Source organism: Sporolactobacillus shoreae, assembly GCF_004684935.1.
Classification (GTDB): Bacteria; Bacillota; Bacilli; order Bacillales; family Sporolactobacillaceae; genus Sporolactobacillus; species Sporolactobacillus shoreae.
Genome location: NZ_SRJD01000040.1, coordinates 1 through 11,019, shown reverse-complemented (window position 1 = coordinate 11,019; position 11,019 = coordinate 1). Strand labels below are relative to the sequence as shown.

Here is an 11,019-nt window from a genome sequence, read left to right as displayed (position 1 = left end):
CGGTGAAGGGATACCCTTTTCCTTTCGCAAAATAAATGCCAGCTATAAAGTCCTACGGACATTATAGCTGGCACTTATTGGACAGGCAATCCCGTCAACTTTCGGCTAAAATCAGGCATCAATAACAATAAGGTTATAAAGTATTTTAGGCAGACATACTCATGTCAAATAAAAAAGTTGGTTTAACTTAGGACGCATTGGTATCGTTAAGTACGTTTGATTCACTATCAGAGGGTCAGATTCAACAGACTCAGACAGGAAAATGGAAGACAATTGCTACGTTTGGTCCGGGATTGTATCAATTTCAATACAACACACACAAGTATCGTTGGATTCAGACACAGGGTAATCTTTCATACACTTTCAATTTATTGCCAACGGTTGGATGAATTCAGCTGTCGGTGGCTATATCATTCATAAAAAGAGGGAGGACTCTTAATGTTTAAAAAAAAGAAATTGAGTCGGAAAGAACAAGAAAATTCAATTCTAGAAAAAGTCTACGATCTTATCCTTGATGAACAAACACAAGATGATGAACGCGACGAGCTCATTACTTTTAAAAATAATGTTGGAAAGAACCAAGATTTTGAAAGACAACTAATGTGTTTAGCTGAAGGACTACGACAAATAGCAGTTAAACGAATAACAGTTCAATCTAGACTAAGTCCTCGAGTTGGTGAATTTTATATGGAAATTTCAACCACTGGATTACTTAAAAAAAATCTAGGTATAGGACTTGCTGCAATGGGAATATATTTGCATTAGAAACAATTTTCTAATCCCAACAATTTCAATAGTTTTAACCACCTCTTGGTAAAAAGATCTAGAGAGGGTTTTTTATTCTTTTTCAGAGTCGCTTTCTGTACTCCACTTGACTGTACAGCATGAGCGCATTAAAATAAAAAAGTTGAAATCTTATAGCTTGGGGATCTATGCTCCGATTTGTTGCTACACAACGGAAAGTAGCTCAGCTTGGTAGAGCACATGGCTGGGGGCCATGTGGTCGCAGGTTCAAATCCTGTCTTTCCGATCTCGTTTTTTACAGCGCCTGATGCTATTTTGGCGCTTTTTTTATTAATTACTATTTGTGCTCTTCGCCTTCCACAATTCATTTATTCTATTTAATCGTCTCGAAATTATTAAGACCCCAAATTCAATATTCCGAATTTATTGCTGCTGCTTCAGAAAAAATATTATGAAAATAACATCCGTACTTGATTAAAGAGGAAAGACAACGGGTATCAATCAGGTGAATTTGTTTAAAATATACTTATTCACCAAGGAGTTCGGATAATATGAAAAAATTCCATCACCCTATTCAGGATATGGCGGTACGCCGTCAAAAAATAAATATCAAGTCAGGGAAAGGCGCCAACCTGTCTTGGTGGCAGTTAAGCCTTATTGGCATTAGCTCTGTCATCGGCGCCGGCTTCTTTCTGGGTTCTGGTTTATCCATTCACAATGCTGGTGCTTCCGTCTTGATTAGTTATTTAATTGCTGGAATCTCCGCCTTGATCGTCTTTGCAGCACTGGCGGAAATGACGGTGAATGATCCACAAAGCGGATCATTTCGTACTTATGCTAAAAAAGCCTATGGCGAATCGTATGCATTCGTTTTCGGATGGATTTATTGGTTTGCGGGACTTATGATTGTTTCCAGTGAAATTACAGCGTTATCTACATTCACACGTTTTTGGCTGCCTAATGTTCCTCTGTGGCTATTTTTTGCCGGATATGCCTGTATCGGAATTGGTGTTGTATTGCTGGGCGTTCAGGATTTCGGTACCATAGAATCCTATTTAGCCATACTTAAATTGTCTGCTCTCTTTGCTTTTATTTTGTTTGCACTGCTGGTTCTAGTCGGTGGCAAATCGGCACTATTTCACTCATTATCCGTTCACAGCCCGTTTCAGGCGGGTATGTTTCCAAATGGCTTTACCGGTTTCTGGGCGAGCATGATTTTTGTTCTGCTTTCATTTGGAGGTATTGAAATTGTCGGACTTACAGCGGAAAAATTGCGGGATGAACGTGAGGTCACAAAAGCTGGATATACGCTAGTCATTGCTCTGGTCATCGTTTATTTGCTTTCCATATTATCGATATTACTACTTGCGCCATGGAAAGCCATTAGTTCAAGTGAAAGTCCTTTTGTAACTGCCCTCTCCATTTTCCGTATTCCGGCAGTCGGCGGAATTTTTAATTTTGTGATCCTGACCGCAGCGTTTTCGACCATGATCGGTGCCTTGTATTCTATGACGACCGTTCTTGCTGCGCTTGCTGCAGACCATGATGCTCCTAAACTTTTTGATAAACGGAGCAAAAAAGATATTCCGGTGTTCGGGCTCCTGCTGACGCTGGTTCTGCTCATTTTTGTAGACCTTCTCTCTTATATTCTTCCTAAATCAGTATATGAGTACCTGGCAACAGCTTCAGGGACCATGCTGCTCTTAAACTGGCTCAACATCATTCTCGCCGATCTAAAAAATCGCCGGACCTATGCTGAGGAACACTGGACAATGCCTTTTCAGCCTTATTCGGGTTTGATCGGAATTATGATCATCACTCTCAGTATTATCGGTTCAGTATTTCACAGGCAGCAACGTATCAGTCTCATTTTTACATTGGTCATCGTTTTTCTTATTATGGTCATGTATTGGATAAAAAAGAAATTCCAGCAAAGAACCTATCAAGAATGATTTGGCCGCCTAAGAACCTGTTAATTTTGAAGATGTTGCTGGGTAAGTGTCAGAAAGGCGGACAGGGCAGGTGAAACCCATTTGTCTTTAAGCCAGACCATACACGGTTGAATATACATCGGGTCACCGGTCCAAGGTAATACTTTAATGGTTCCGTCCAATATTTCTTTATGGACAGTCATCTCAGGCAGAGCGGCAACTCCCAATCCAGAAATCACACATTGTTTAATGGCTTCCACACTTGCAAATTCAGAAACTTGTTCCGGAATGAGCTGATTGCTTGAAAGAATCCGGTCGAGGTTGCGGCGATAACTGCAGTCTTTTTCTGTCAGAAGCAGCGGTTCTTTATATAACTCTTCAGGTCCAACAGACCTTAGCGCGGCCAGCTGATGATCCGCGGAAGCGACGAGTACTATTTTCTCTTTCTGCAAGGGACAGATATTAAATAATCGCAAATCTTTACCCGCATCCATGAGCACTGCGACATCCATTTTTCCTCCAGCCAGCAGTTTGATGATATCCCGATCTGAAGTGTCCGGAAGAAAATGGAACCTTACCTTCGGATACCGGTGGCTGAATGCAGATAAAACCGGAGGCAGGCGATAGGTACAAAGGCTTTCACTTGTACCAATGACGAGGAGTCCTGCTGGTCCTTTTTCCTCAGAGATCGCCTGTCCTGCCTCAGAAGTTAATCGAATAATCCTGTTTGCATAATGCAGCAGCGTCCTTCCCGCCTCTGTCAGCTTCAAGCTTTTTCCAAGACGATCAAACAGTGGGACACCCAATTCATCTTCAAGAGATTTGATGTGCCCTGTAACGCTGGACTGGGCAAAATTTAATTGTTCAGCAGTCCGGGTAAAATTCAGCTGTTCAGCTGCTTTTTGGAAGGTCATTAATTGTTTGATTTCCATGTAATTCCTCCATCAGCATTTTTGATCGTTTCGATCAAAATAATCATCTTTACTGATTGTTTATTTATCCATATGATACATGAAGAAGATAAAAAAGCAACTCAGGAGGATTTGTATGAATAACAAAATGCGACCAACTATTCGCCTGCCGCAGGCGATTGCTTTATACATCGGTGCTGTGCTTGGCGCTGGTATTTTAATTGTACCCGGACTCGCCGCCGACATTGCCGGCCCATCCTCAATTATTGACTGGGCCGCTATGCTTATTCTGTCTCTGCCCCTCGCCATGTGCATGGCCTATCTGGCACATCAATATCCAAATTCAGGCGGTGTTTCCCATTTTGTCACTCTTGCTTTTGGTGAGCAGGCCGGCTCAGTGACCGGTTGGTTTTTTCTTATGTCTGTCCCTATAGGTGCTCCGGTTGCCGCCTTAGCTGGATCCGGTTACATCAGTACAGCGTTCGGCTGGCCCGAAAGTGTGAGAGTGTTTATTGCCTGCATGGTTCTTTTGTCCGCTTTGTATCTGAACTACGTGGGAATGCGCCTGGCGGGAAAAATTCAGGTGGCCGTTGTTGCCGGAATTGTTGCTGTTCTGATACTGGCTATAATAGGCGCACTGCCTCATGTAAAAGCAGCCAATTTTGAGCCGTTCATGACACACGGAATCAGCGGAATCGGTGCTGCGTCAACGATCTTATTCTGGTGCTTCATCGGTTGGGAAGCGGTATCACACTTAGCCGAAGAGTTCGTTAATCCTCAAAAAGATGTCATCCGCGCCACTCTCATCGCTGCTGTCCTTATTGGCTTGCTTTATTTTCTCAGCGCCCTCGCTGTTATTGGTACGGATAGTTTTCATTCACCGTCGCAGGCGGCGTTGGTTGTCATTGCCAAAAAGTCATTTGGCACTCCCGGTGCCGTTTTGGTTGGACTGTCCAGTTTGCTCATTTGTTTGGCAACAGTCGTCGCCTATATTGGAGCTGCTTCACGGCTTGCCCGATCACTTTCGATTCACGGACATGCACCAGCATGGCTTGGGATCACATCGGCCAGATACGAGACACCAATAGGAGGTCTTGCCTTTCTGGCTGTCGGCTTTTTCATTATTATAAGTCTCTATGTTTTTCAGATATTCAGCCTGACACAGCTCATCCAATTGCCAAACGCTACTTTCCTGCTCAATTATCTCGGCGGGTGTGCAGCAGGTGTCGTACTTTTCAAAGCGGACAGAAAGAGACGGTCCATCAGTCTGATTTCTTTGATAGCAACTATTGCTATGTGCCTTTTTTTAGGGGCAGCAATCCTTTACCCGATCGCCATCGCTCTCATCATCTTTTTTCGCAAAATGTTGAGCCGTTCAACAGTGAGCTGAAATGTGCTTTTTCCAATATTTTCACGCAGGAAAATATCTATTTTCGCAGAATTATGTAATAAAAAGGAGATGGTCTTATGACTGAACCCAGATGTCCGGAATGTGGGACGACCGGCTTGGAGCATATCGTCTATGAAGAAAGCGTTCAAAGCAGCCCGATTGGCGATCCATGGTTCAACGTTGCATTCTGTGATCATTGTGGCCATATTTATGGCGTTTTTGCGAAGACCGTTCACCGCCCCTCCTCATCGATTCCTCCTGTCCCAAAACATTATTACACATGACAAACAGATCGGGCACACTCAGCAGAGGTGCCCTTTTTTACTGGGATTTTCCGAGTCCTCCCTGCTGAATCGGCTCACCTGTTGAAGGATCGAGAAAAAGTTTCTTTGCCCTTGTTCCTTGTTTGAAATTGAACATATTTTCTATAGATCCGGCCATTGAGTCATACGAATGCGCGCCAATCCGTCCCAGCTTCCAATTGTCTTCAACAAAGCGAAGGATGGATGTTTGGTCCGTTAATGTATGGTCAACAAAATTTGTTCTGGCGTAAGGCGATATGACAAGCAGTGGCAAGCGCGGGCCATAGCCCAACCGATCTTTGTAGCCTCCAAGTTTATTTGTACCGTTTCCTCCTGCAGCAGACAGAGCATTATTTATCTGATCTCCGGAACCGTTGACTAACGGAGGAACCACATGATCATACCAGCCGTCCGAATCATCGTATGCAATGATCACAGCTGTATCTTTCCACTGCGGCAGTTTCTGCAGTTTATTGATTGTATCCACAATAAAATTTTGTTCGTCGAGCGGATCCGAATACCCCGCATGTCCGTCCTGATAGGAAGCCGCTTTGAGAAAGCTGACGGCAGGAAGATTGCCCTGTGCAACCCCGGCCCAGAATTCAGTCAGATCATATTGATGATTCGCTCTATCTGAGAAGCCGATCATACGGACGGATGTCGGTGCCAGATGCGCCGGATTGGCCGTTGATCGATAATACTGAAAGGGTTCGTGATGCGGACTATAGTCTGTCACAGATTGTCCCGCTCTATTTTTATGTGTTGCGGAAGGATCGCTGAATCCGCCCTCAAACCATCCCCAGGTAACCCCTTTCCGGTTCATCAAATCACCAATATTTTTTCCGCCTGCAGCAATTTTTACTGCGGACTTCGACGCATTGTCATAATACGGATCAAGATCGCCGTAAATTGTCTCATTCGCGACGCCTCCCGGAACAGTCGGGACTGTTCTGCCATTTTGATAAGCGGTAATTCCATGAGTCTGCCCAGATACAAGGTTCAGTGCGCCGGGTGTGGACGGACCAAATGTTGTGTTAAAAGAATGATCGCTCATTGAAAAGTTCTGGGCGTAGTTCCAAAGTGCGGTTACTGTATTTCCGTCATAATAATCCATGACGATCGGATTGCCCTTTCCGGCATATGATACGAAACGATTCATTTTGCCCCCGTTATACGCTCTCTGTTCTGCAGCATAAGCATGGTTCATATCGGGCGTCATCACCTGACGACGGGACAGTCGGTGTGGATTGTCTGAATTCGGATTGTGAGTTAATAGCGCACGGTTTAATCCATTAACCGCCGGCGTACCGGGTTTGGCAATAAATCTAGGCTCATCTCGATTATTATTGGCCGCGTACGGATATGTTCCAAAATAGTGATCGAAAGAAACATTCTCATCAAACAAAACGACAAGATGTTTGATTGGTGTCGTTGTCATTGAGTCCGAGGTTTTCACCGATTGTGTCTTTTGAGCAAAATAATCTATGGTACCCGAACAATGAAACTTAGAAATGATCATAAACGAGCCAAGAGACAGTGCAATGATTAACAAAGCAGTCACAACTAGCTTGATCTTCAAGAGCGGTTACTCCTTTTTGAAAGCACTCACGCAACAATGAAATCATTTATCTGTGTTATTCAATCATTAACCGATATGAATAACCAAGTTTTGTCTTCATGTCCTTAATAAATCCGCATTTTTCAAAAAGTTTTTGCGAAGCCGTATTGTAGCCGTAAATCTCCCGGACATATAGTTCCTTCAGTCCCTGATTGTGGGCTCTTTTAATTAGCACCTGAACAACTTGGAAACCTATTCCCTTCCCGCGACAGGCAGAGTCCCCAATGACAATTGGAAGATCACGAATCGCCAGCGTAACGTCACCTATGGGTCGAAATTCGTTATCTGTTTTGTATTCAATATAATAGAGTTCGCCCAGCTGATTCAAAACAGAATACATACGAACCAGAGTTTCTTCGCTATAGGGATCTCTGTCAGGTCCGTCAACAAGCCGTAACGTCTCTTCGTCCTGGTACCACCCCAAGGCTTGGGGTACAATGTCGCTAAACTTTTTCAGTTGCAACCGTTCGGAAATGGGAAGAAAATCCGGTTGACTTTCTTGGAATATATCCACCACATGGACCGCCTTTTTCACTGTATACTTATCTTTCATTCTAGCAGAAGTTCCGGGAAAAATTGCAAAACGGGGAATCTAAGGGGAAACAGAATTTACAGCAGATGATCTTTACTTTATTGTCTTTGTCAGTTCAGAGAATTTAGCCTCCAGTGCTTCTTTAAATCCTTCGAAGACCTCTGGCTCGATACCTATCAGAAGTGCTCTCCCCAGTACTTGAAGGGCCTTCTCGGGTTCTCCTGAATCTGCCAGTATCAGGCTGTAAAAACACTGAGCAGCAATATGATCCGGATATTCTGTTAATACCTGAACAATGGTCTCATTCGCCCGGTTGATCTCACCGACATTGCGATAGGATGATGCCAGACAAATGAGCGCTGTACGTTCCGCATTGCGGTTCAGGCCTATTTTAAGAGCTTTTTTGTAAGCAGGAATGGCCTCTTCTTCCTTTGAAAAATGATCCAATGCAAGCGCATACCTAAACCAAACATCACTGTTACCCGGAACCATGCATGATACATCATGAAGCATGGATAAACACGCCTGTTCGTTGCCGTTTTTCATTAATCTATCCGCCTCTTGAATCATCGATTGGATCGACTTTTCCATATGAGTCACCCCACATTGTTTTTCAGCCAATACACCATCTCATGAAACATGGGTTCAGTGAACTGATGATCGATTCCTGGAAATGTTTTGAATGTCAGGCAGGCATTGTCCGCTTTCTCACGAGTGATTTTCACGTAATCTTCCTCACCTTTAATTGATACGATTGAATCGCTGTCTCCATGCATCAGAAGTTGGGGCGCATCATTAAGAATGGGGCTCTCCACGGGATTATAACGGGAAAACTCGACCCTCTCGCCCTCTGTTAATTCATTTCTACCGTCCTTTTCTCTGAAAATGGACTCGGATAAAGAGAAGGAACCCGAACCGTTAACAACGATCAGTCCCGCCAGCCCTTTCATGGAAGAGAAAATACCGGACGCAATAAACCCGCCCATTGAACTGCCCATCAAGACCACCCGATTAGGAGGACACTTGAGCAGTCTGAGCAGGTCGGGTGCTTCATCAATGCTTCTGAATATCGTTTTCCAGAAATAACGTTGAGCCGACTGAGGATTAAAATGGTCACCAATATTGGCTCTCCTGTCATGGTAAATCAATTCCGGTAGAATAACCTGGTATCCCAGAGAGGACAAGATTCCGGCCTTCTCTTCAAAGACATCTGCACTAGAACCCCACCCATGGTACATGACAATCGTTAAATCTCCAGAAGACTTCTCTGCTCGATATCGAGTAAAAGGTAATTTCTTATTAAAACTTTCTTCGGATCCCATGATCCGGGTTTCCGATAAGATAGGTGGCAGCAGCCGGTCATAGGATTCTGCTAAATGATCCAGTGTCCGGTGTACACAACCGTTCTCAAAATTTCCTAAGGGTTCCGGCAATTCCTCTTTATCAAGCATAAACGAGCAGCCGTCCGGTCTGACGAGGAGATCTACAATCAGGTCTTCAAAAGAGACAACCTGATCCGTGATTCGCGTATTTTTGACGATATTGAAATACGCTCCCAAAAATTCTCCGCTTCTGGCTCTCCAGATGTAAATATTGTAGGGGCGATCTGTCCAATAGTAGGCATACGTACGGCTGCCAGCCGGAATTTTCATATCGGCTTCCGTGGTGCCGACCATTACTGTTTCAGCCATTTCATAGGTCAAAACAGCGTACTTCTTCGTAAGTTTTACTACCTCGCAGGTGTATTCTGCCAGAGTAGAGTCATACCGAATTTTCCGCTCAATGATACGTCGCATATCCAGCCCTGATTTCGTTTGAATGATTGGGTGGTCAAAAGCTCTGTCAAACCGCTTTTTGATGCAGCTGCCGCCTGGACTGCATCAGACGAAAACCGGTAATCAGTGCACAGACCATACAAATTCCAGCGGATGCGAGAAAAACAATGTGCATGCCATACAGGAAGATATCCGGATGTCCCGGGATCAGTCCGGTCACACGATAACCAGCAGCTGCGGACATACTGGCGAAGAGAAGTGTTGTCGCAAAGGTAATGCCGCTGATCATTCCAAGATTGCGGATCAAAGCATTGACACTTCCGGCGCTTCCGAGCTGGGATCTTGGCACCGTTGACATGACAAGCGAATTGTTCGGTGACATGAACATCCCGCTCCCCGTTCCAAGCATTGCGATCAGTAAGCCAACATAGGCCAGCGGACTCGTTTCATTAAGAAATCCAAGACCAATTTGCGCCGCTGCCAGAACCAGAAGTCCGAAAAAAGTAAGAAGCTCAGAACCGATTTTGTCAGATAAAGCGCCACTGAATGGAGCAACAATAGCCATCATTACTGGAAAGAGCATCATGAGTAGTCCGGAATCCCTCGCAGTCATATTTAAAAGATCCTGCGTATAAAAAGGTGCAATAATCGTGAAGCAGAAATTTGATACAAAAACCAGATAGCCGCATAAGATACCAACGGAAAACAGCGGATTTTTAAAAAGCTTCAGCTGAAGCATCGGCTGCTCTTTATGCCATTCCGTACGGGTAAAGAGAGCGAGAAAAACAGCGGAAAGGATCAAAAGGCCTGTGATCTTCCAGTTTTCATAGCCAAAATGCTGCCCCAGAAGTAAGCCCGCAAACAGGAAGGTAATAAACAAGCCAAAAATCAAAGTGCCTGTTGTATCAAGATGCCCTTTCGATTGAAACAAATCTTTCGGAAGTACGAGCTTTCCGAGAATAATCACGATGATACCAATCGGCACATTGATCCAGAAAATATAATTCCAGCTGAGTGCCGAGACCACGATTCCTCCGATTCCTGGCCCTGCAATACCCCCGATCGAAACAAAAGTGCCAATCAATCCCAGTGCCCTGCCGCGTTCCGACCGAGGGAAAATATCCGTTGCAATCCCAAAATTATTCGCCATCGTCATTGAAGCGCCAATCGCCTGAATAACCCGTCCGGTCAGGAGCAGTTCAAAATTCAACCCGAATCCGCAGATCAAGGACCCTAAAATAAACAGCATGGTGCCCAAACGAAATATAAATATTTTTCCAAACATATCACCCAAACGACCAAACATCAGAATCAGTATGCAGATTACCATCAGATAAATGGTGATGATCCACTGGCTGCTTGCAATCGGCAGCCGCAGATCCTGGGAAATCTGCGGCAGAGCGACATTAACAATACTTGCGTCCAGTGTCGACATAAAAGTAAAAAGATTGACGACAATCAGGATCAGCCAACGTTTTCTTTGAACATCCTTGTCATCTTGATAAGTTAATGGTAGTGATTCAGTCATTTCCTGCACCCTCCTGTTATTAAACTGTAAGCCGTTTCCCATTACCCGGCAGAACAGGTGCGGGAATTCAGAATAAACTTACATTAGAAAAACTTGGCAAAGCCAAGTGCCTTGGACAGGCTGAGCCTTAGTTTTTCTTATACTTAATTCCTCTGAAATCTTGTCGAGTAGGACAGCGATTCACATCTTCTGTCCCCTCACGGAACCGTGCGTGCGCTATTTACGCACACGGCTCTTCTTGTTCATGTTTCACAGAATGTAGCTCAGCTCCGACCGAAGTTGATAAAT

The 11,019-nt window shown here is 44.3% G+C and carries 10 protein-coding genes, 1 tRNA gene and 1 pseudogene; 5 read left to right on the top strand and 7 right to left on the bottom strand.

Translation table 11 applies throughout. The features are described 5' to 3' along the window. Positions 1 to 438 precede the first annotated feature (438 nt). From E4665_RS17605 to E4665_RS17595, 3 genes are all read left to right on the top strand, one after another. Positions 439 to 765 (top strand): bacteriocin immunity family protein, encoded by a 327-nt coding sequence (locus tag E4665_RS17605; protein ID WP_135350110.1) that lies wholly within the window; start codon positions 439 to 441, stop codon positions 763 to 765. A 191-nt stretch (positions 766 to 956) separates the two neighbouring features. Beyond that, a tRNA-Pro gene (locus E4665_RS17600) sits at positions 957 to 1,030 on the top strand. 265 nt (positions 1,031 to 1,295) lie between these two features. After that, complete coding sequence (locus tag E4665_RS17595) at positions 1,296 to 2,696, top strand: amino acid permease (RefSeq protein ID WP_135350109.1); 1,401 nt, start codon at positions 1,296 to 1,298, stop codon at positions 2,694 to 2,696. A gap of 20 nt (positions 2,697 to 2,716) precedes the next feature. Here the strand turns inward: E4665_RS17595 and E4665_RS17590 are convergent, their stop codons facing one another. Continuing rightward, a complete protein-coding gene (locus tag E4665_RS17590; RefSeq protein ID WP_135350108.1) occupies positions 2,717 to 3,607 on the bottom strand; it encodes a LysR family transcriptional regulator in 891 nt (296 codons plus the stop codon). A 115-nt stretch (positions 3,608 to 3,722) separates the two neighbouring features. Here E4665_RS17590 and E4665_RS17585 point away from each other — a divergent pair, with 115 nt between their 5' ends. Both E4665_RS17585 and E4665_RS17580 read left to right on the top strand, forming a co-directional pair. Further along, positions 3,723 to 4,976 (top strand): APC family permease, encoded by a 1,254-nt coding sequence (locus E4665_RS17585; RefSeq protein ID WP_135350107.1) that lies wholly within the window; start codon positions 3,723 to 3,725, stop codon positions 4,974 to 4,976. Between the two features lie 77 nt (positions 4,977 to 5,053). Beyond that, positions 5,054 to 5,260 carry a transcriptional regulator gene (locus tag E4665_RS17580; protein WP_135350106.1) on the top strand — a complete coding sequence of 69 codons (207 nt, stop codon included), beginning with the start codon at positions 5,054 to 5,056 and terminating at the stop codon, positions 5,258 to 5,260. A gap of 37 nt (positions 5,261 to 5,297) precedes the next feature. Here E4665_RS17580 and E4665_RS17575 read toward each other — a convergent pair whose 3' ends face one another. The 6 genes and pseudogenes from E4665_RS17575 to E4665_RS17555 form a co-directional block, all read right to left on the bottom strand. Further along, entirely contained in the window at positions 5,298 to 6,857 is a 1,560-nt protein-coding gene (locus E4665_RS17575) for a phospholipase C (RefSeq protein WP_241654962.1), read from the bottom strand. 55 nt (positions 6,858 to 6,912) lie between these two features. After that, on the bottom strand, positions 6,913 to 7,410 hold the full coding sequence (locus E4665_RS17570) for a GNAT family N-acetyltransferase (protein ID WP_135350105.1): 498 nt from the start codon (positions 7,408 to 7,410) through the stop codon (positions 6,913 to 6,915). Between the two features lie 111 nt (positions 7,411 to 7,521). Further along, positions 7,522 to 8,019 carry a tetratricopeptide repeat protein gene (locus E4665_RS17565; RefSeq protein WP_135350104.1) on the bottom strand — a complete coding sequence of 166 codons (498 nt, stop codon included), beginning with the start codon at positions 8,017 to 8,019 and terminating at the stop codon, positions 7,522 to 7,524. A gap of 5 nt (positions 8,020 to 8,024) precedes the next feature. Continuing rightward, on the bottom strand, positions 8,025 to 8,750 hold the full coding sequence (locus E4665_RS18755) for a prolyl oligopeptidase family serine peptidase (protein ID WP_338326019.1): 726 nt from the start codon (positions 8,748 to 8,750) through the stop codon (positions 8,025 to 8,027). After that, positions 8,748 to 9,224, bottom strand: a pseudogene (locus E4665_RS18750) (DUF402 domain-containing protein); the annotation flags it as partial. The gene E4665_RS18755 and the pseudogene E4665_RS18750, both read right to left, overlap by 3 nt. Positions 9,225 to 9,270: 46 nt before the next feature. Beyond that, entirely contained in the window at positions 9,271 to 10,731 is a 1,461-nt protein-coding gene (locus E4665_RS17555; RefSeq protein WP_135350102.1) for an MFS transporter, read from the bottom strand. Positions 10,732 to 11,019: the final 288 nt, after the last annotated feature.

What these genes read in the sequence shown, in the direction of transcription:
- E4665_RS17590 (WP_135350108.1), bottom strand. Translation starts at nt 3,607, where the DNA reads ATGGAAATCAAACAATTAATGACCTTCCAAAAAGCAGCTGAACAGCTG.
- E4665_RS17565 (WP_135350104.1), bottom strand. Translation starts at nt 8,019, where the DNA reads ATGGAAAAGTCGATCCAATCGATGATTCAAGAGGCGGATAGATTAATG.
- E4665_RS17580 (WP_135350106.1), top strand. Translation starts at nt 5,054, where the DNA reads ATGACTGAACCCAGATGTCCGGAATGTGGGACGACCGGCTTGGAGCAT.
- E4665_RS18755 (WP_338326019.1), bottom strand. Translation starts at nt 8,750, where the DNA reads ATGGGATCCGAAGAAAGTTTTAATAAGAAATTACCTTTTACTCGATAT.
- E4665_RS17605 (WP_135350110.1), top strand. Translation starts at nt 439, where the DNA reads ATGTTTAAAAAAAAGAAATTGAGTCGGAAAGAACAAGAAAATTCAATT.
- E4665_RS17585 (WP_135350107.1), top strand. Translation starts at nt 3,723, where the DNA reads ATGAATAACAAAATGCGACCAACTATTCGCCTGCCGCAGGCGATTGCT.
- E4665_RS17555 (WP_135350102.1), bottom strand. Translation starts at nt 10,731, where the DNA reads ATGACTGAATCACTACCATTAACTTATCAAGATGACAAGGATGTTCAA.
- E4665_RS17595 (WP_135350109.1), top strand. Translation starts at nt 1,296, where the DNA reads ATGAAAAAATTCCATCACCCTATTCAGGATATGGCGGTACGCCGTCAA.